Raw genomic sequence first — 20,273 nt, forward strand, 5'->3', positions numbered from 1 at the left:
TTTACGGACGTAAAAGTCCAAGGCCGCATCAACACCTCACGGATCCGGGAGCCTGCGTATACGCAGGCTCCCAAGTGAAAAGAGGCACGAACATCATAGCAAATGTTCGTGCCTCTCAATGTATAAGAGAGGGCCGCTGGCATATCGCCGCGGCCCTCTCTTTATTTCTAACAGCGTTTTCTCGCTCAGTCACCCAGCGCGCGATAACGGCCACCGTAATAAAGCAACGGCGCGCCGGTTTCCCCCATCACCAGTTCACGGACATGGCCGATGATGATGCTGTGATCGCCACCCTCATGCATCGCATGGCGCTCGCAGGTAAATGCGGCGATGCTTCCGGTCAGGCGCGGCATGCCAAGGCTGTCATCCTCATAGGCAACACGATCCCAGCCATCTTGTCCCGGGGCTGAAAACAGCTCGGACACCTGCTTTTGATCCTGGCTCAGGATATTGATGCAGAACCGCGTCGTCTCGCCGGTGAACAACGCGTGAGTCGCAGCCCGATGATCGACCGAAAACAAAACCAGGGCCGGATCAAGCGATACCGAGGCAAAGCTGTTGATGGTAATGCCCGCTTTTGCACCGTCTGCGGCGCGCGTGGTCACAACGGCAACACCGGTTGTGAACTGACCAAGGCAATCGCGGAAATCACGCGGAGAGAAAGACATATTAAAGGATGCTCTTGTATAGAAAGTCTGATCGATGACGCGCCCGTTAGGTTGGGCTTGGGGAAAATGGCGTCTAATCACTGCGCTGTCAAACCTAACTCGCTGCTAATTTAAACGCGATGTTAATAAGATTAAAACTTAATAAGGGCATATAGATATCAGAAACACGTTCTGCACTGCCGCAGAAGACAGATGTTTCGATGAACTCGGGGTTGATCGTTCAGGTATCTGGCTTGGGGTAGTGGAGAAGAAAAAGAATGTTCTTGATCATTGGCTATATCGTCGTAATCGGCTCTGTCCTGGGTGGCTATTTGCCGCATGGCGACTTCGGAATTCTCGTCCAACCCCTTGAAGTCCTGATCATTTTCGGGGCCGCATTTGGCGCCTATCTCACGGCAAACCCGCTTGGCATTGTGAAGAAGTCTTTCACATATACCCTGCGCGCCATGAAGGGCCCGAAGAAGAAGGCCGCCTATCTGGAACTTCTGATTTGCCTGTACGCGATTTTCCGTCTGGCAAAATCCAAGGGTGATCTTGCCCTTGAAAGCCACGTTGAAAACCCGGAAAGCTCAAGCCTGTTTTCCAACTTCCCGATGCTGATGAAAGATCATCATGCAATGGAATTCATGTGTGATTATCTCCGCCTGCTGACCCTTGGCACCACCAACTCCTATGAACTCGAAGCCGTGATGGATCAGGAACTTGAAACCCATCACGAGGAAGAGCACGCCGTTGCTGCCGCTGTCCAGACCGCAGGTGACGGTCTTCCCGCACTTGGCATTGTTGCCGCGGTTCTTGGTGTTATCGTCACCATGAGCTCGGTGACCGAACCGCCGGAAATTCTCGGCGGCCTGATTGCTGCAGCCCTTGTGGGTACCTTCCTTGGCATTCTTGGTGCCTATGGCTTTGTCGGCCCGACCGCATCGATCATCAAAAACACCGTTGACGCCGATGGCAAATATTTCGGCTGCATCAAGGCCGCATTGATTGGCCACATGCAGGGTTACGCCCCACAGGTTTCGGTGGAATTTGCGCGTAAGACCCTTCCGCATAACCTTCGGCCGAGCTTCAAGGAACTCGACGAGGCGCTCCAGGATGCGCCGACTGCTTAGTTCCAGCAAGCAAGCTCTGGTTTAGAGGACACCGAAGTACATGCCAGATATCGTAATCAAAAAGATCAAAAAAGGCGGCCACGGGCATCATGGTGGTGCGTGGAAAGTGGCCTATGCCGACTTTGTGACTGCGATGATGGCGTTCTTCCTGCTGCTTTGGCTGCTTTCAAGTGCGACCGAGGAACAGCTGCAAGGCGTCTCCATGTACTTCACACCCGAAACCATTTCGCAAAATGAATCGGGTTCTGGCGGATTGCTGGGCGGTACCAGCCTTGCCGAAGAAGGCTCGATGCCTTCCGAATTCGGATCACCCACCATCAGCATGGATATCCCGCCAGTCGAAACGCCCGAGCAACGCGAAGCCATCCGGGTCGCCCAGATGGAAGAGCAGGAATTCAACGAGGCACAGGAAGAACTCCTTAAGGCGATTGAAGCCAACGAGGAACTTCAGGGCCTTGAAAAGAACATCCGTATCGAAAATACCGACGAAGGCCTGCGCATCCAGATCCTTGATGAAGACGGCACCGCCATGTTCCCAAGCGGCAGTGCCGCCATGGCCGAACACACCCGCCTTCTGCTTCAGCAGGTCGCGGCCGTAATCGAAAACATGCCGCAAGACGTTTCGATCGAAGGCCATACCGATGCGGTGCCGTTCAACCGAACAGATGGCTATTCGAACTGGGAACTCTCGGCTGATCGCGCGCTTGCAACCCGCCGCGCGCTTGAAGAAATGGGCCTTCAAACTGCCCGCTTTGCCAAGGTAGCTGGTCTGTCTGATACCGACCCGCTCCTGCCCGAAGCACCGGAAAATGAAAGCAACCGACGCATCAGCATCACCTTGCTGCGTGGTACCGGTGAGCGTTCCGAACTGGCAGGTGACGGCGAAAATGCTCCGGCAGCACCAAACGGTACTGTGCCTGCCGCACCGGCGCAGCCACAAGCACCGCAGGGCGAAAACCAGCGCCGCCCGACCTTCTCGGTTCCGTCGCAACAGTGATTTCGGGCACTGGATGAGAATTCAGTGCCCTTTTCCTTGTCAGGCCTTTAAACTGTCATAAATAGAACCTAATCTCATAAAGTAGTTCTTCTTGATGTGATCGGGACTGATCGGACCAAATGACAGTTAATCAGCGGCGCCTGACCCAGCACTATTTCATGACCGCACCGATGCCGTGCCCCTATCTGCCCGGGCGGTTCGAACGCAAGCTGGTCACAGAACTCCGCGGACCAGAGGCCAACAACGTCCATGATCTTCTGTCGCGCGCTGGCTTCCGTCGCAGCCATTCCATTGCCTATCTTCCGGCGTGCAGTGATTGCAATGCGTGCGTGCCCGTCCGGGTGTGTTGCGAGGAATTCACGCCAAGCCGTTCCTTCCGCCGCATCAAGAACAAGAACAGCGATCTTGTTCGCACCGTGATGCCGCCGACGGCCACACAGGAACAATATCAACTCTTTAGCACCTATCAGGATGCCCGCCACGGCAATGGCGATATGGCACGCATGGATGCGCGTGATTACCGCGCGATGATCGAAGACAGCACGGTGGAAACCTCGATCTTCGAATATCGCCGCGCGGATGACAGCCTGATTGCGGTTGCGCTGGTCGATATTCTCGCCGATGGCTTGTCTGCTGTTTACAGCTTCTTTGATCCGGCCGAAGATCGTCGCGGCCTTGGAACCTACATTGTTCTGGATCTGATCGATGAGGCCAGAATGCTATCCCTGCCGCACATCTATCTCGGTTACTGGGTCGGTGATTGCCGCAAGATGTCTTACAAGATGCGCTTCCAGCCGCTTGAAGGTTTCCGCGATGGCCAGTGGATCCGTATGGAAGACACCGAAAACGACCGCGGATCGGACTGATAGCGTCAAAACGCCGTCAAAATCCGACAGTTACATTTCCCAATTAGACTAAAGTCCAAGAAAACAACTCGATCCTCGGTTGCCTGCCTGTAAAGACGCATATAAGCTGCGGTTCATAGCCGGAAAACCGGCTTTTACAGATAAATCATGTGCTTGCATCTTTGGGAGGTTGTAACCAATGAAACGTCGCCAATTTCTTTCCGGCGCTGCCGTAGCAGGTGCGACTGCTGCCGCCGCGTCAACTTTCGCCAAACCGGCCATTGCACAGGACGTCCGTGAATGGCGCCTTATCACCACCTGGCCGAAAAACTTCCCGGGCCTTGGCACCGGTGCGAACCTTCTCGCTGAATACATCACCAAGGCATCCGAAGGTCGTCTGAAAGTGACCGTTTTCGGCGCTGGTGAAATTGTTCCGGCATTCGAAGCTGTTGACGCTGTTGGCAACGGCACCGTCGAAATGGGTCACGGCGCGCCTTACTACTGGAAAGGCAAGGTTGATGCGACCCAGTATATCGCAGCAATGCCATTCGGCCTGAACGCCCAGGAACAGAACGCATGGTTCCAGTGGGGCGGCGGTCAGGAACTGGCAGACAAGGTCTATGCCGAACTGAACTGTAAGTTCTTCCCGTCGGGCAACACCGGCACCCAGATGGGTGGTTGGTTCAACAAGGAAATGAACACCATTGACGACTATAAAGGTCTGAAAATGCGTATTCCGGGCCTTGGTGGCGAAGTTGTCAAAGCCGCTGGCGCAAACGTTGTGAACCTTCCGGGCGGCGAAATTCCGCCGGCACTGCAGTCGGGCGCGATTGACGCGACCGAATGGGTTGGTCCGTACAACGATCTGGCATTTGGCCTCTATAAATCGGCGAAATACTACTACTACCCGGGCTGGCACGAGCCGGCGACCGTTCTCGACAACTTCATCAACCTTGATGCATGGAATGCACTCCCGGATGATCTGAAAGCCATTGTCGAGCAGGCAAACCGCGCTGTGAACCAGATGGTTCTGTCCGAGTTCACCGCCCGTAACGTTCAGGCACTTGATACCCTGCGCAACAAGCATGGCGTTGATGTCCGTCCGTTCTCTGACGACATTCTGACCAACCTTGGCAAACTGTCCGGTGAAGTTCTGCGTGACCTCGTTGCGTCTAACCCGCTGTCGCAGGAAGTCTTCGAAAGCCTCATCGCATTCCGTACCCAGTCGATCGCTTGGTCGAAATTCTCGGAATCGGCATTCGCACAGGCACGTGTCCTGCCGTTCAAATACTAAGTTCTCCGGGCTCGGAAAACGACAAAGGGCTGGCATCTGCCAGCCCTTTTTATTTGTGCCCTGCCCTAGCCGATCACGGCATCGCACCGATACGAAAAAAGGCACCCGAACCGGGTGCCTTTTTCCTTGAAGCGATGTCGTTCTTCTTAGAACAGGATGCTCGGAAGCCAGGTCGCAAGCCACGGGAAGGCCGCAACAAGGCACAGGCCCAGCATCTGAATGATCACGAACGGAATGATACCGCGATAGATATCAAGCGTCTTGATCGCAGCCGGCGCCACACCGCGCAGATAGAACAGCGCAAAACCAAATGGCGGTGTCAGGAAGCTGGTCTGAAGGTTGATTGCAATCATCACACCCAGCCAGACCGGATCGACATCCAGCTTAAGCAGGATCGGGCCGACAATCGGGATCACAACAAACACGATCTCGATAAAGTCGAGGAAGAAGCCCATGAAGAACATGAGCAACATCACGACCAGCATCGCGCTGAACACACCACCCGGAAGGTTATGCAGAAGCTCCTCAACCAGATGGTCGCCACCAAGGCCACGGAACACCAGCGAGAACACCGACGCACCCAGCAGGATCACAAACACCATCGCGCTGACCTGAACCGTCTGACGCACAACATGGCGCATGACCGCCATATCAAGGCGCTTATAGAACGCTGCCAGGATGGTCGCACCAACCGAACCGAATGCCGCAGATTCCGTCGGGGTTGCAATCCCGGTCAGGATCGAGCCCAGAACCGCCACAATCAGCAACGCCGGCGGCAGCAACGCACGCAGAACTTCGCCCCAAAGACCTTCCGGACGTTTGCCTTCGACCAGTGCCGGTGCAGATTCAGGATCGATCAGCGATTTGATGATGATCCAGCCGATATAAAGCCCGACCAGCATCAGCCCCGGAATGAACGCACCCGCAAACAGGTCCATCACCGAAATCGGCTCCGGTGCCCAGTTGCCCAGCGCACGCTGCGCTTCGGCATAGGCCCCTTGCAGGATATCGCCCAACAGAACCAGAACGATCGACGGCGGAATGATCTGACCAAGTGTTCCCGATGCACAAATCACACCGGTCGACAGTTTGGGATCATAACCGGCCTTCTGCATCGCCGGCAGGCTGAGCAAGCCCATGGTGACAACCGTCGCACCGACAATACCGGTGGAGGCCGCCAGCAACATACCGACAATCACGACCGAAATACCAAGACCGCCACGCATGGTGCCAAACAGCATGCCCATGGTGGTCAGAAGCTTCTCGGCGATCCGCGCGCGTTCAAGCATAACCCCCATGAACACGAACAGCGGGATCGCAACATAAAGCTCGTTGGTCATCACACCGAAATAGCGTGACGGCAAGGAGCCCAGAAGCGGCATATCGAATGTGCCCATGGCATTGCCAATAAGCGCAAAAGCAAGACCGGTGCCCGCAAGCGAGAAGGCAACCGGAAAACCAAGAAGAAGTACGCCGCACGCGACGGCGAACATTACCAGGCTAAGAATTTCCCCCGACATCAGACGCCCTCGTGCTCTTCTTCTTTGATTTCAAATTCTTTGTGACCCGCAAGAACCAGAATGCTGCGCGCTGCCAGTGACAGCCCCTGCAGCAGCATCAGGACACAAAAGACCAGGATCACGGACTTATAAAGAAACAGTCCCGGAAGACCGCCGGTTTCGTGTGACCCTTCCAGACGGTGCCAGCTGGTGACAACGTAGGGATAGCTGTACATCAGGATCATGATGACCACCGGCGCCAGCAGGAAGACGGACCCGAACAGATCCACCCATGCCTTGTAGCGCGGCGAAGCCGGACGATAAAACACGTCAACGCGCACATGACCACCATGCAGCAGCGTATAACCGGCACCAACCATGAACATGATGCCATACAGCCACATATAGCTTTCCTGCATCGATACCCAGCCAACCGCAAAGCCATAACGCAATGTGGCTACCAAGAACGTGATCACCACCATGGGGATCACCAGCCAGGCTATTCCGCGTCCGATCCAGTCATTCAGACCGTCGATCACACGGACGAAATTTCCGAGAAATCTCACTTTTCACTCCCAAGCCCTTTTTGAATCTCACAGGAAAATTGCGGGCTTCCTGCTTAACAGGTTGGGAAGTTACATATTAACCACCTAAAACGCTATATCTTTTGCACCGAAATCCGCCCATTTCTGCCGGGAAATGCAACAAATGGTAGCCCGTGCATCATTTTTCGCCATCCGGGCAATGAAAAAGCCGGATGGCTTCGCACCATCCGGCTTTCACATACGTATGCTAACACCCGTTATTCGAACTTGTTCGATCGCGGGAACCCGTTCGGCGGCAGGCGCCCGGCCCCGGCACGCTTGCCAATCCATTCGGCAAGTTCGGTCACGGTGCGGGTACGTCCTTCGCTGCCCCCCATGGTCCAGCTAAGACCGTCTTCAAGGTTAAACAGCATCAGGTCGGAAAGCCCGCCCTGACGATATTTCTGCAAGATCACACCACGGCCACGCGTCATTTCCGGAATCTCGGAGACCGGATAAATCAGAAGCTTGCGGTTATCGCCCAGAACGGCGACATGATCATGCTCGACCGGCTCAAAGATCTTGGCGACCTCGCCGGTGCCAAGGTTAAGCACCTGCTTGCCATTCTTGGTCTGCGCGACCACTTCTTTCTCGGCCACCAGGAAGCCACGCCCACCGGAACTCGCCACCAGAAGGTTGCGACCATCCTTGTGGATGACCATCGACACGATGTCATGTTCTTGGGGCAGATCGATGGAAAGACGGATCGGCTCGCCATGGCCACGACCACCAGGCAGCTTGTCACACGACATGGTGTAACAACGACCCGCTGTCGACAGGATCAGAAGCTTGTCAGTCGTGAAGCCCTTGATCGCAAAGCGATGTTCGTCACCGTCCTTGAATTTAAGGTCGCTGACATCGGCAACATGGCCCTTAAGCGCACGGACCCAGCCCATTTTCGAACAGATGACCGTAATCGGTTCACGTTCGATCAGCGCTTCAAGCGGCACTTCGATTTCTTCCGGCGCATCGCCAATCTCGGTACGGCGCTTGCCAATGGCGGTCTTCTTGCCAAAGTTTTCGCGCATCTGCTCGATTTCGTCGCGGATTTTCTCCCAACGCAGGCTTTCGCTGGCCAGAAGCGCCTCAAGGCCTTCTTTTTCTTCGGTCAGTTTGGCGTGCTCGTTTTTGATTTCCATCTCTTCGAGCTTACGCAAAGACCGCAGACGCATGTTCAGGATCGCATCGGCCTGCACTTCCGTCAGGTCGAACGCCTTCATCAACGCGTTCTTCGGCTCATCCTCAAAGCGGATGATGCGGATCACTTCATCAAGGTTGAGATAGGCAACAAGATAGCCTTCCAGCACTTCAAGACGATGATTGATCTTGGCCAGTCGATGGTTGGAACGACGGATCAGAACGTCCTGACGGTGCGCAAGGAACGCGCGCAACACTTCGCGCAGGTTCATCACCCGCGGGGTGTTGTCGGCATCCAGAACGTTCATGTTCAAGCCAAACCGGATTTCCAGTTCGGTATTCTTGAACAGCATTTCCATCAGATGTTCCGGCTCGACCGCGCGGGTACGCGGCTCAAGCACAAGACGGATGATATCGGTCGATTCATCGCGCACATCGTTCAAAAGCGGCAATTTCTTTGCCACCATCAGATCGGCGATACGTTCAACCAGCTTGGCTTTCTGAACCTGATAGGGAATTTCAGTGATCACGACCTGATAAAGACCGTGGCTCAGCTTCTCGACTTCCCATTTCGCACGCAGGCGGAATGAACCACGCCCCGTGGCATAGGCTTCAAGAATGTTTTCGCGCGGCTCGACCAGAACACCACCGGTCGGGAAATCCGGGCCCGGCACACACCGCACAAGCTGCGCAATCGAAGTTTCCGGATCATCAATCAGCTTGATCAGGCCCGCACACAGCTCGCCTGCGTTATGCGGCGGAATGTTGGTCGCCATACCCACGGCAATACCGGCCGCACCATTGGCCAGAAGGTTCGGGAAGGCCGCCGGCATGACAACCGGTTCCTTTTCCTCGCCATCATAGGTCGGGCGGAAATCAACGGCATCCTCGTCAAGGCCATCCATAAGTGCTGCGGCAATCGCCGTCATGCGGGCTTCGGTATAACGCATCGCTGCCGCGTTATCGCCGTCAATGTTGCCGAAGTTACCCTGACCATCGACCAGCGGATAACGAACCGCGAAATCCTGCGCCAGACGCACAAGGGCATCGTAAACCGACTGATCACCATGCGGGTGATACTTACCGATCACGTCACCGACCACACGTGCGCACTTCTTGAACCCCTGCTCCGGGTTCAGTTTAAGCTGCCGCATGGCGTAAAGAAGACGACGGTGCACGGGCTTGAGGCCATCACGCACATCAGGCAGGGAACGCGACATGATCGTCGACATCGCATAGGCTAGATATCGCTCGCTTAGCGCGTCGGCAAGGCGGGTTTCCCTGATTTGTCCGGCACCTGCCGGATCGGAAGTCTTGGTGCTCATGAACGATTTTTCTTGTTGCTTGTCAAAATGGACATGTGCAAGTGCGTTCGGAACCGAACACCTTACGTTATTGGCAACATACTACGCCGGGCATGGTCTTGGTCAACATATGGCGCACAAATTGGCGAATTTATTTTTATTCGCCGATATCAGCCCGCCAGACATGACTGACAAGCCGGTCGCGTGCGGCCACGGGTTTAACCCCCTTTGCCTCGAAAATATCGCGATGAATGAAAAACCCGGTCAGCTTCAATCCATCACGAAACTGCTCGCTCAACGGCATTTCCTTGCGCGATGCTGCAGCCCGCCAAGACGCCAGAAAGGCTGGCAATGGCAACATCCGATCGCGATAGGCATTCCCGGATGCCTCCCCCACGGCCCGCCCGCTTTTGGGTGACACATAGGCAAGGTTTTCGGTTTCATCGGTCGCGGCACACCGATCAAGTGCAAGCCCATAGCCGAGCTCTTCAAGCAACCCGACTTCCCATCGGATATAGGCAGGCAACCATTGCTCGCTCTTAAGCGCGCTCATCAGTGCGACTGTGCCGTGATAAAGATCGGGATGGGCTTCGCGTTCGGGTAAGGTTGCATCAAGCATCGCACAGGCCGAACTCATCGCCATCAGCGGACCGGCCTGGAGCAACAAATCGGCGGCATGTGCCCCGGTCAGCTCACAGCGAAATTGCCCCAGATGTTCGGCCAGTCGGGCCGACCACCCCACCCTGACCTCGTTTCCGGGTTCAAGGGTGCCACGCATGGATTTGCTGGTTGCACCGCGCACCAGACCAGCATGGCGGCCATAATCGCGGGTCAGAACGGAAAGACGGACCGAGTTTTCGCCCAGCTTGCGTGTAGAAAGAACGATGCCGTCATCCCGCCAATCCATCAGCGTACCTTAGGTTCAAAATTCACTCACATAATCGTCCCGGTCTCCCGGATTTGTGCGGATATGCGGAGCAAAATCGCAGGAAGATCTATATCTTTCAAGATTTTGCGACAAAATAGCCCGTGCAAATCCGGGGGATCCGAAGGACAACTGATATGAGAGAAAGCCTCTGCGTCAAATCCCTTGAGCGGCGATCACCCCGCTCTGCGGGTTTCTCCTTGCTTTTTCTCTCATATCAGTTGCCGGGCCGGTGATGTGAGTGAAATTTGGCCCTAAAAAAATCCGCTGGGTACGATCAGGCGGGTTACCAAAAAGAAAAACCCAAGCAGGCAGGACGCCAAGCTGAACAAGGCAATCCCGAATACCACCTTGCGCAGGATCGGACGGTTGGGGATTTCGTCGATCGCGTCAGTCAGCGGATCATTCGAATTGTTGGTCATCAGCCGGGGCCTCCACCCGTCATGCGCCAGAACAGGCCCAGCACAAAGACGGCAACTGCGATCAAAAGCGCAATCAGGTTAAGCGGTTTGTGCAAAAAGGACTTTTCGCGTTCGACCGACACATTTGAATTGCGGTTCCGAAACGGGCGTCTGGCGACACGCGCAACAATCATTGCGGCAGCAGCGCCGACAACGATCATGACAATTCCCCAGACTGATCCGATTTCCATTAACTACCCGGCAATTTGTGATCGATCGATTTGCGAACCAGAACACCCTCAGGCGTTGTGATCAAGTCCCCACATGGCAAAGCGATTGGGATCATCGCCCCAGTTTTCGCGGACCTTCACAAACAGGAACAGGTGTACACGGCGCTCAAAAATGGCTTCAAGTTCCTTGCGCGCATCACTGCCCAAGGCCTTGATACGCTTGCCACCCTTGCCAAGAATGATTGCCTTCTGGCCTTCACGTTCGACATAGATCGTCTGTTCAAGCTTGACCGACCCATCCTTGCGCTCTTCCCAAAGCTCGGTCTCGACCGTTGCGGAATAGGGAAGCTCCTGCTGAAGCTGGTAATAAAGCTTCTCACGGGTGATTTCGGCCGCAAGCAATCGCAACGGCATGTCCGAAACATCATCTTCCGGGAACATCCACGGCCCGTCTGGCATTTTCGCTGCCAGGAAGTTCACCAGATCCTGCGTGCCCGCACCCTTCTTGGCCGAAATCATGAAGACATCGGTAAAGACATCATGGGCAAACAGGTCCTGCGACAGACGCAGGAGCTTTTCCTTGTCGGAAACCTTGTCGACCTTGTTCAGCGCCAGGATCGCCTTGCGGTTCTGATCCTTCAGCGTCTTGATAATCGCAAGGTCCTCGTCGGTGATGCCGCTGCCAGCATCAATCACAAGAACAACAAGGTCCGCATCATCCGCACCATTCCAGGCGGCCTTGACCATGGCGCGGTCAAGACGGCGTTTGGGCGCGAAAATACCCGGGGTATCAATGAAAACAATCTGCGCGTCTTCGGTCATGACGATGCCGCGCACACGGGTACGCGTCGTTTGGACCTTCGGCGAGACGATGGACACTTTCGTGCCAACCAGCTGGTTCAAAAGCGTTGATTTGCCAGCATTCGGTGCACCAACGAGGGCCACAAAGCCACAACGTTGCTGATAAGGTAATCTGTCTTCGGCCACCGGTTCGGGAACCTCATTCATCACTAAGTTTTTCCAACATCAATTTGGCGGCGAGCTGTTCCGCCTCGCGTTTCGATTTGCCCTCGGCGCTGACGCTGTCACCGTCGCCGGTGGTCAGTTCGATGGTAAATAACGGCGCGTGCGCCGGGCCTTCGCGCCCGACCATCTCGTATTTCGGTAACGGCTTGCCACGCCCCTGCAGCCATTCCTGCAATTGCGTCTTGGCATCCTGCGGCGGCTTGTTGGCTTCATCCAGAAGCGGCGTCCACAGCTTTTCAATAAAACGCCGTGCCGGTTCAAGACCACCATCAAGATAGAGTGCGGCAATCACCGCCTCCATGCAATCAGATAAAATCGCCGGGTTGGTATCAGCCCCGGCTGCCCGTTCACCCTTGGCCATCTGGATGTGTTCACCCAGTTTGATCTGCTCGGCCACACGAGCAAGGGTTTCACGGCGCACAAGTGCGACAAACCGCTTGGCCATCGCACCCTCGCGCTCGCGGCCAAAGCGGGTATAAAGCATTTCCGCAACGACAAGGCCCAGCACACGGTCGCCAAGGAACTCCAGGCGCTCGTTGCCGCCGCTCAGCATATCCTTGCCCTTGGCCGCACTACGATGGGTCAGTGCGATCCGCAGAAGGTCCGGGTCGGAAAAACCGTGATCAATCTCGGCGATCACCGGCGAGCCGTCGCTCATCAGTTAACCCCCTGAAACAGGCGATCATAGCGGATGCTGCCAAGATCATACACCGGCTGGGAGCTGTCCTTGGAATAGAACAGGAATTCCGCACGACCAACCAGGTTTTCAATCGGCACAAACCGGAAGCGCGACGGGAAGGCACGGCTATCGGCCGAATTGTCGCGGTTATCACCCATCATGAAGAAATGCCCTTCAGGCACGGTGAAGGCTTCGGTGTTGTCGCTCGGCCCCTGATCGCCAAACATCTCAAGGATGCGATGCACACGGCCATTGGGTAGCGTCTCGATATATTGCGGCACGGCCGCAGAACGCCCGCCACCATCGGTCAGGATGTAATCCTCGATGCGCTCGCGCTCGATCATCTTGTTATTGATGTAAAGGCGGCCTTCCTTGACCTGAACCGTATCACCCGGCAGGCCAATCACGCGCTTGATGTAATCCTGCGAGGTATCAGACGGCAGCTTGAAGACGACGACGTCGCCACGCTCCGGCTCGCTCTCGAACACGCGGCCCGGAATGATCGGCAGGCTGAACGGCATGCTGTGCTTCGAATATCCGTACGAGAATTTCGAAACAAACAGGTAATCGCCCACCAGCAAGGTCGGGATCATGGAGCCAGACGGAATATTGAACGGCTCAAAAGCAAAGGTCCGAACCATAAGTGCAATAACAATGGCCCAGAAAACGGTCTTCAAGGTGTCGAGCAAACCACCCGTTTTCTTCTTATGCACAAGCTTTTCCATTCCGTGTTCAACCAATCCATTTTTTTTGTCAATCTGCCGAAATCACCACGACCGCATTGGCCAGCGGATATTCGTCCGTCAGGGTCACATACACAGAGGCAGTTTTCCCATCCGGGGTCAATTCTTCCAGACGTGCTTTCGCACCTTCAATCAGGACCATATCGGGCTTGCCGCTGGGTTGATGTACCACACCCATGGTGTTGTGATAAACACCGCGGCGGAACCCCGTGCCCAGCGCCTTTGAACAGGCTTCCTTGGCGGCAAACGCCATCGCCAGCGAAGAAGCCGTCCGATGTGGCTTGCGTGTGGCACGCGCAATCTCGATATCGGTATAGACGCGCTTCATGAAACGCTCACCATGGCGTTCAAGAGCAGCCTCTATCCGACGGATATCGCATAAATCCGTGCCAATCCCAATGATCATTTACGCATAACCTGCTTGCGTGCGTGCTTCATCCATCAAACGGCGCATTTCAGCAATCGCCGCTTCAAGCCCGACAAACACCGCCTCACCAATCAGGAAGTGGCCGATATTAAGCTCGGCAATCTCCGGCATGGCGGCAATCGGCTTGACGGTTTCAAAGTTCAAACCATGTCCGGCATGAACTTCAAGCCCGATCCCTGCCCCATATTGCACAGCATGGCGGATACGGTCCAGTTCGCGCGCGCGTTCTTCCGGCGTTTCAGCATCGCAATAAGCCCCGGTATGGATTTCCACCACCGGCGCGCCAAGGCTTTTGGCCGCATCAAGCTGCGCTTCGGATGCCTCGATAAACAGCGATACGCGAATGCCCGCATTGCCAAGCTCGGAGACATAATGTTTCAGGTGATTGTGTCCACCAGCAACGTCAAGCCCGCCCTCGGTCGTGCGTTCCTCACGCTTTTCCGGGACAAGGCACACCGCATGCGGCTTGGTTTCAAGCGCGATGGCAAGCATCTCATCGGTCGCCGCCATCTCGAAATTCAACGGCAGATCAACTTCTTCGCGCAGTCTTTTCATGTCCGCATCGCGGATATGGCGGCGATCTTCGCGCAGGTGTGCGGTAATGCCATCTGCCCCCGCGGCCTTGGCAAGGGCTGCTGCACGCACCGGGTCGGGCAGCTCGCCGCCACGGGCATTTCGAATGGTCGCAACATGGTCAATATTGACCCCGAGGCGGAGCTTCGCACTCATGATCTTTCATCCTGCTTTTTGGTGGCGTGTTTTGCAGCCGTTCCGATCTTTTCCTTGGCACTTTCAAGCATGGGGCCCAGGCCATGGCGATCGGTCTTTTTCATACGGCGCAAGATGCGGTTATGGCGATAGATCACAACCGCGCGGCGGATCGGGAAGTAAAACAGCATCCAGACGACGATGGTTGTCGGAATACACCCGACCACCATCGGCCAGATGATATCAACAATACTGGCCCACAGAACGGCAAGCGATTGATGATCGGCCGGATCCCAGTTCCCGAAAATCAGCCCGCCGCCAACATAATTCAGGCCAAGAACAACAAATTCCCACAGCACGGCCATATCGAAATGCACCGCCGAGCTTGCTGAATGCGTTCCAAGGATCCAGTTGCCGCAGGTGTAAAGCCACAGCCAGATAAACGGGAATGTCCACGGATTGCCAACCACGGTTCCAAGGATCGACGCCACAACGTTGCTGCGCGTCAAAAGGCTGAGTAAGGCCGATATCACAAAATGGAAACCGATAAACGGCGAGAATGATACTGCCGCCCCGATGGCAAAACCCGATGCGATGCTATAGGGCGATCCGGGCAGACGGGCGACCCGATGGGCAAAATATTGCGACGAACGGCGCCAGCCACCCCGTGGCCAGACCACGTTGCGTACACGCTGGAAAGATGATGGTTTGATACGGCGCCGAAACATGCGGGGTCAGTTCTGGAACAAATCAGGTAACGCAATAAAAACTAGAGGCATATGCGTAAGTGCTGACTGCGCGCTTGGCAAGGCTTTTGCACCAAATTAACCTAAAAGGTGAAGGCGTTTACAGTCCGCGCTTACCCGCGCGCACGTTCAACCGCATTGACCACAGGGGTCGCACGCAAGGCGGCAATGATGTTGGTCAGATGTTTGACATCGACCACATCGATATCGATCAGCATTTCAAAGAAATCTGTCGTGCGGTTGGTAAAGCGCAGATTGGTGATATTGCCATGGTTCTTGGCAATCACGCTGGTGATCGAACTAAGTGCGCCCTGCTCATGCCCCACGGTCAATCCAAGACGGCCGATGAAGTGTTCCGGTTCGCCCTCATTGTCCCAACCGACATCAAGCCAGCGTTCCGGCTGCTCGGTGAAAGTTTCCAGCGTATCACAGTCAATCGTATGGATTGTAACGCCCTTGCCGGTTGTAACAATCCCGACAATCCGGTCACCCGGCAGCGGGTGACAGCAGCCGGCATAATGCACAGCCATGCCCGGAATAAGGCCCTTGATCGGGATGGCATGCTCGTGCTTGCGCGCCCGAACTTTATCAAGCGGCACGACTTTCCGCGCAGTTTCCTTGTCCTTGGTGCCCGGAAAGACCGCATGAACAACTTCGCGCCCGGTATGATGGCCTGCACCCACAAGGGTCAAAAGTGCCTCGACCGAGGGCTGCTTGAAAATCTTGAGAACCCCTTCAAGCGCCTTGTCGGAATAGTCATAGCCTTCCTGACGGAACGCCTTTTGCAAGATCGCCTTGCCAAGGTCCTTGTACTGGTCTTCCTGCTGCTGGCGGATGAAGCGGCGAATTCTTGCACGCGCTTTGCCGCTAACAACGAACCGTTCCCAGGTCGGATTCGGCGTTTGCGCCTTCGATGTAACGATCTCGACCTGATCACCGTTATTCAAAACGGTTCTGAGCGGCACCATTGCACCATTGACCTTGGCCCCGACACAGGTATCGCCAATGTGGGTATGGATCATATAGGCGAAATCAACCGGGGTCGCGCGCGCCGGAAGTGCGATCACATCGCCCTTCGGGCTAAAGCAGAACACCTGATCCTGGAACATCGCAAGCTTGGTATGTTCAAGGAATTCTTCCGGCTCGGACGCGTGTTCAAGAATATCCAAAAGGTCGCGCAGCCAGCGATACTGAACACCTTCTTTCTGCTCACCGGTCGGTGTTTCCTGTTTATAGGCCCAGTGGGCCGCCACACCATTTTCGTTGACCTCGTGCATCTGACGGGTTCGGATCTGGACCTCGATCCGGTGGTTTTCCGGGCCCAGCACCGTGGTATGGATCGACCGATAGCCGTTCGGCTTCGGCGTCGAGATGTAATCCTTGAACCGACCCGGCACGACTTTGTAATTTGCGTGCAGATAGCCCAGAACCTCGTAACATTGCGGCATGTCTTCGACGAGAACACGAAACGCCATGATGTCCGAGAGCTCACCAAAGGTGATGTTCTTGCGCTGCATCTTCTGCCAGATCGAATAAGGCCGCTTCTCACGCCCGTAAATATCGACCTTGAGCCCCTGTCGCGAAACAACATCGGTCAGTTCCGAAACAATCCGGCTGACAACGTTGTCGTCCTTCTGGCGCAGGAATTCCAGACGCGCCAAAATCGAATCCCTCGCTTCGGGATTGATATGCTGGAAGGCAAGATCTTCAAGCTCTTCCTTGATGTCATGCATACCGATGCGCTCGGCAAGCGGGGCATAAATCTCAAGCGTTTCAGCAGCGATCCGCACGCGCTTTTCAGGCTTGGAGATATAATGCAGCGTCCGCATGTTATGCAGACGGTCGGCCAGCTTCACCAGCAGCACGCGAATATCTTCGGACATCGCCAAAAGCAGCTTGCGGAAGTTTTCCGCCTGCTTGGAATCTGCTGATTTAAGTTCGATCTGGGTCAGCTTGGTCACACCATCGACCAGCTTCATGATGTTCGACCCGAAAAGCTTGGTGATCTCTTCGGGGGTCGCATCGGTATCTTCGATGGTGTCGTGCAGCAGCGCCGTGATGATCGTGTCGCAATCAAGCTTGTAGTTCGTCAGAATGCCTGCGACTTCGATCGGATGGGAAAAATACGGGTCACCGGATGCGCGCTTTTGCGAACCATGTTTCTGGGTTGCATAGACATAGGCCCGGTTCAGCGTGGTTTCACACGCGTCGGGGTCATATGCCTTAACCCGTTCAACAAGTTCGTATTGGCGCATCATTCAGGGGCGTCTCCGCAATTATCCAATGGGAACAGTCTGGGTCCCCATTTCTTAAGATAGTACGATCTGGACAAAAAAAAGCCACGGAAGATAAACACCGTGGCTCTTCTTTTGGAAAGGTTCAGATCAAAACCGGTCTGACCTTATTCTTCTTCCGACGGAGCAACTACACCAGCAGATGCGTCTTCAACGGCTTCGGCAACCAGTTTCGGACCGAAATCGTCTTCTGCTTCTTCCGGCTCGTCGGTTTCAACATGCCGCTGCAGACCCTGCACCATGCCATTGCGCAGATCGTCGAAATCAACCTTTACTTCGGCGATTTCGCGCAGCGCAACAACCGGGTTCTTGTCGTTGTCACGATCAATGGTCAGTTCTGCACCGGCCGAGATGTTCCGTGCACGCTGAGCAGCAAGCATTACAAGCTCAAAGCGGTTCGGAATCTTGTCAACGCAATCTTCGACGGTAACGCGCGCCATAAATGTCTCCAGAAATACTTTTGGGGTGTCCAGACCGAGCTTTATAGCGCCGGATCACTTGTGTTGCAACAGCGAAACCACTCTTTCGATCAGGTTTTCTTGTGCTTTTTTTTCAGCTTTCCGCCTGTTTGCGAATCTGTTGATCCGCTGGCAGATCGGAAATCAGATCTTCGACATTGCGCGCCAGCACCGGATGGACCCAGTCCGCCACCACATCGCGTAGCGGCAACAACACAAATGCACGCTCGGCCATGCGCGGATGGGGCACCTGAATGCCGCCCTCTTCGCGCACCAGCTCCCGACCATAGGCAATAAGATCAAGGTCAATGACGCGTGCGGCATTGCGTTCGCGGCGCACACGGCCAAATTCGGCCTCGACTTCATGCAACCGCTCCAGAAGATCATGCGCTGAAAGATCGGTCGAAATCCGCGCAACGCCGTTCACGTACCAGGGCTGATCAGAAATCGGCACCGGTGCGGTTTCATAAAAGGATGACACCAGATCAATCGAAATATCGCCATTCTCGGCCAAACGACGCAGGGCGGCTTTCAATGTCTGTGCAGGCGCACCATATTCTTCGGTAGGCAAATTTGCACCGAAAGCAATCAGGATAGCGTCATCCGCGATCATGCTGGTGTCTGACGGTGAAGAATTGCGCACAAAGAAGACCTTCGGTTCGGTGTCTGGACGGCGAAACAAGTTCGGAAAGACGGCATATCTAAGGGAGCCATCATACTCTGTCCACGATATTTTCGCCTTTCTTTGTCCCGCAGGCCACGGTAAAGATTGAAGGTCTGTTTTTAAAAAGTTCCGTTTTTAAGGAACTCCGATAATTAAATTTGATGTTTGAGGAATTTAACGATGATTTTTTACCCGCAGGAACGCATCGGGTTGTTTATTGACGGCTCGAACCTTTATGCCGCCGCCCGCGCCCTTGGTTTTGACATTGATTACAAACGCCTTCTGGAACTGTTTTCCCAAAAAGGTCAGCTTATCCGGGCCTTCTATTACACAGCCCTCATCGAGGATCAGGAATATTCCCCCATCCGCCCGCTTGTCGACTGGCTGGACTATAACGGCTACACCATGGTCACCAAACCGACCAAGGAATTCACCGATGCCGCCGGTCGCCGCAAGATCAAGGGCAACATGGATATCGAGTTGGCAATTGACGTCATGGAAATGGCGCAACACCTTGATCATGTTGTTATTTTCTCGGGCGATGGCGATTTCCGCCGTCTGGTCGATGCCATCCAGCGCAAGGGTGTTCGCGTCACGGTCGTCTCGACGGTCAAATCCAACCCGCCGATGGTGGCCGATGAACTGCGCCGTCAGGCCGATAACTTCATCGAACTGACCGAACTTGAAGGCACCATCGCGCGCAAGGTTCAGCAACGCCGCGATGACGATCATCCCGAACTCGACGATCACCCGGAACATCCGGATCTCGACGAATTCGATTACGATTGATCGACTGACCGCGTCGCCCATCACCCTGCCCTGATCACCACCGGTCACAGCCCGCACTGTGACCGGCAAAAAGTCAGACATGCCATGACCGCCTATCAGCAACCCGATATCGATTGTCAGCTTTGCCCGCGTCTTGTCGAATTCCGGCGCAAAAATCAGGAAAAGTTTCCCGACTTTTATAACGGCCCCGTGCGTCCGTTTGGCCCGCTTGATGCGCGCCTTCTGATTGTCGGTCTTGCACCGGGGCTTAAGGGGGCAAATGCCACCGGCCGCCCGTTTACCGGCGACTATGCTGGTGACCTTCTTTATGACACGCTGAAAAAGTTCGGCTTTGCCACCGGCACCTACGCCAAACGTCCCGATGACGGGCTGGAACTGGTTGATTGTCGCATCACCAACGCGGTCAAATGTGTGCCGCCGGAAAACAAGCCAACCGGGCCCGAAGCCAATACCTGCCGCCCGTTTCTGATCAGTGAATTTGATGCGATGAAGAACCTCTCAGCCATCTTGTGCCTTGGTCAGGTCGCCCATCAGGCCATGCTGCGCACCTTCGGGCTTAAGCTGTCATCGCTGAAATTTGGCCACGGCGCATCACACAAGATGGAAAATGGCATCACTTTGTTTGATAGCTATCACTGTTCGCGCTACAACACCCAGACCTATCGCCTGACGCCAGAGATGTTTGAAAACGTCTTTGCCGGAATTCGCGCACATCTGGACGGTTAATTTGCCTGATACATCGC

At 55.0% G+C, this 20,273-nt stretch carries 22 protein-coding genes; 6 read left to right on the forward strand and 16 right to left on the reverse strand.

Translation table 11 applies throughout. The features are described from left to right. Positions 1 to 185: 185 nt before the first annotated feature. Positions 186 to 668 carry a flavin reductase family protein gene (locus UF64_RS00685; protein ID WP_044826709.1) on the reverse strand — a complete coding sequence of 161 codons (483 nt, stop codon included), beginning with the start codon at positions 666 to 668 and terminating at the stop codon, positions 186 to 188. Between the two features lie 257 nt (positions 669 to 925). Here UF64_RS00685 and motA point away from each other — a divergent pair, with 257 nt between their 5' ends. The 4 genes from motA to UF64_RS00705 all read left to right on the forward strand — a co-directional run bounded on the left by motA (position 926) and on the right by UF64_RS00705 (position 4,916). Further along, complete coding sequence (motA, locus tag UF64_RS00690) at positions 926 to 1,780, forward strand: flagellar motor stator protein MotA (protein ID WP_044826710.1); 855 nt, start codon at positions 926 to 928, stop codon at positions 1,778 to 1,780. Positions 1,781 to 1,820: 40 nt separating this feature from the next. Next, positions 1,821 to 2,777 carry a flagellar motor protein MotB gene (locus tag UF64_RS00695; protein WP_044826711.1) on the forward strand — a complete coding sequence of 319 codons (957 nt, stop codon included), beginning with the start codon at positions 1,821 to 1,823 and terminating at the stop codon, positions 2,775 to 2,777. A 119-nt stretch (positions 2,778 to 2,896) separates the two neighbouring features. Beyond that, entirely contained in the window at positions 2,897 to 3,643 is a 747-nt protein-coding gene (locus UF64_RS00700) for an arginyltransferase (protein WP_044826712.1), read from the forward strand. Between the two features lie 178 nt (positions 3,644 to 3,821). Next, a complete protein-coding gene (locus tag UF64_RS00705; RefSeq protein WP_044826713.1) occupies positions 3,822 to 4,916 on the forward strand; it encodes a TRAP transporter substrate-binding protein in 1,095 nt (364 codons plus the stop codon). Positions 4,917 to 5,062: 146 nt separating this feature from the next. On the opposite strand, the gene UF64_RS00710 is transcribed toward UF64_RS00705, so the two are convergent. From UF64_RS00710 to folK, 15 genes are all read right to left on the reverse strand, one after another. Beyond that, complete coding sequence (locus UF64_RS00710; protein WP_044826714.1) at positions 5,063 to 6,436, reverse strand: TRAP transporter large permease subunit; 1,374 nt, start codon at positions 6,434 to 6,436, stop codon at positions 5,063 to 5,065. After that, on the reverse strand, positions 6,436 to 6,981 hold the full coding sequence (locus tag UF64_RS00715) for a TRAP transporter small permease subunit (RefSeq protein ID WP_044826715.1): 546 nt from the start codon (positions 6,979 to 6,981) through the stop codon (positions 6,436 to 6,438). The genes UF64_RS00710 and UF64_RS00715 overlap by 1 nt, the downstream gene beginning before the upstream one ends. A gap of 236 nt (positions 6,982 to 7,217) precedes the next feature. Further along, on the reverse strand, positions 7,218 to 9,461 hold the full coding sequence (gene parC, locus UF64_RS00720; protein ID WP_044826716.1) for a DNA topoisomerase IV subunit A: 2,244 nt from the start codon (positions 9,459 to 9,461) through the stop codon (positions 7,218 to 7,220). A gap of 136 nt (positions 9,462 to 9,597) precedes the next feature. Continuing rightward, positions 9,598 to 10,347 carry a DNA repair protein RecO gene (gene recO / locus UF64_RS00725; protein ID WP_044826717.1) on the reverse strand — a complete coding sequence of 250 codons (750 nt, stop codon included), beginning with the start codon at positions 10,345 to 10,347 and terminating at the stop codon, positions 9,598 to 9,600. Between the two features lie 272 nt (positions 10,348 to 10,619). Next, positions 10,620 to 10,787 (reverse strand): hypothetical protein, encoded by a 168-nt coding sequence (locus UF64_RS20480; RefSeq protein WP_161794587.1) that lies wholly within the window; start codon positions 10,785 to 10,787, stop codon positions 10,620 to 10,622. After that, positions 10,787 to 11,017, reverse strand: coding sequence for a hypothetical protein (locus tag UF64_RS00730; RefSeq protein WP_044826718.1), 231 nt, complete (start codon positions 11,015 to 11,017; stop codon positions 10,787 to 10,789). Before UF64_RS00730 ends, UF64_RS20480 begins: the two co-directional genes overlap by 1 nt. A 48-nt stretch (positions 11,018 to 11,065) precedes the next feature. Continuing rightward, entirely contained in the window at positions 11,066 to 12,004 is a 939-nt protein-coding gene (gene era / locus UF64_RS00735) for a GTPase Era (RefSeq protein ID WP_044826719.1), read from the reverse strand. Continuing rightward, positions 11,997 to 12,680 carry a ribonuclease III gene (gene rnc / locus UF64_RS00740; protein ID WP_044826720.1) on the reverse strand — a complete coding sequence of 228 codons (684 nt, stop codon included), beginning with the start codon at positions 12,678 to 12,680 and terminating at the stop codon, positions 11,997 to 11,999. The genes era and rnc overlap by 8 nt, the downstream gene beginning before the upstream one ends. Further along, on the reverse strand, positions 12,680 to 13,426 hold the full coding sequence (gene lepB / locus UF64_RS00745; RefSeq protein ID WP_044826721.1) for a signal peptidase I: 747 nt from the start codon (positions 13,424 to 13,426) through the stop codon (positions 12,680 to 12,682). The genes rnc and lepB overlap by 1 nt, the downstream gene beginning before the upstream one ends. Before the next feature lie 28 nt (positions 13,427 to 13,454). Beyond that, complete coding sequence (acpS, locus tag UF64_RS00750; protein WP_044826722.1) at positions 13,455 to 13,850, reverse strand: holo-ACP synthase; 396 nt, start codon at positions 13,848 to 13,850, stop codon at positions 13,455 to 13,457. After that, the gene (locus UF64_RS00755) at positions 13,851 to 14,600 is read right to left on the reverse strand and encodes a pyridoxine 5'-phosphate synthase (RefSeq protein WP_044826723.1); all 750 of its coding nucleotides are present in this window, start codon (positions 14,598 to 14,600) and stop codon (positions 13,851 to 13,853) included. Continuing rightward, a complete protein-coding gene (locus UF64_RS00760) occupies positions 14,597 to 15,307 on the reverse strand; it encodes a DUF2062 domain-containing protein (protein WP_044826724.1) in 711 nt (236 codons plus the stop codon). The genes UF64_RS00755 and UF64_RS00760 overlap by 4 nt, the downstream gene beginning before the upstream one ends. A 131-nt stretch (positions 15,308 to 15,438) precedes the next feature. Further along, entirely contained in the window at positions 15,439 to 17,583 is a 2,145-nt protein-coding gene (locus tag UF64_RS00765) for a bifunctional (p)ppGpp synthetase/guanosine-3',5'-bis(diphosphate) 3'-pyrophosphohydrolase (protein WP_044826725.1), read from the reverse strand. Positions 17,584 to 17,726: 143 nt separating this feature from the next. Continuing rightward, complete coding sequence (rpoZ, locus tag UF64_RS00770; RefSeq protein WP_044826726.1) at positions 17,727 to 18,059, reverse strand: DNA-directed RNA polymerase subunit omega; 333 nt, start codon at positions 18,057 to 18,059, stop codon at positions 17,727 to 17,729. Between the two features lie 112 nt (positions 18,060 to 18,171). Next, positions 18,172 to 18,720, reverse strand: a complete 549-nt coding sequence (gene folK, locus UF64_RS00775) for a 2-amino-4-hydroxy-6-hydroxymethyldihydropteridine diphosphokinase (protein WP_082049446.1) — start codon at positions 18,718 to 18,720, stop codon at positions 18,172 to 18,174. Positions 18,721 to 18,921: 201 nt separating this feature from the next. Here folK and UF64_RS00780 point away from each other — a divergent pair, with 201 nt between their 5' ends. Both UF64_RS00780 and UF64_RS00785 read left to right on the forward strand, forming a co-directional pair. Then, positions 18,922 to 19,530, forward strand: a complete 609-nt coding sequence (locus UF64_RS00780) for an NYN domain-containing protein (protein WP_044826727.1) — start codon at positions 18,922 to 18,924, stop codon at positions 19,528 to 19,530. 84 nt (positions 19,531 to 19,614) lie between these two features. Then, entirely contained in the window at positions 19,615 to 20,256 is a 642-nt protein-coding gene (locus UF64_RS00785) for a uracil-DNA glycosylase (RefSeq protein ID WP_044826728.1), read from the forward strand. Positions 20,257 to 20,273 lie beyond the last annotated feature (17 nt).

The organism is Thalassospira sp. HJ (assembly GCF_000948415.1).
GTDB lineage: Bacteria > Pseudomonadota > Alphaproteobacteria > Rhodospirillales > Thalassospiraceae > Thalassospira.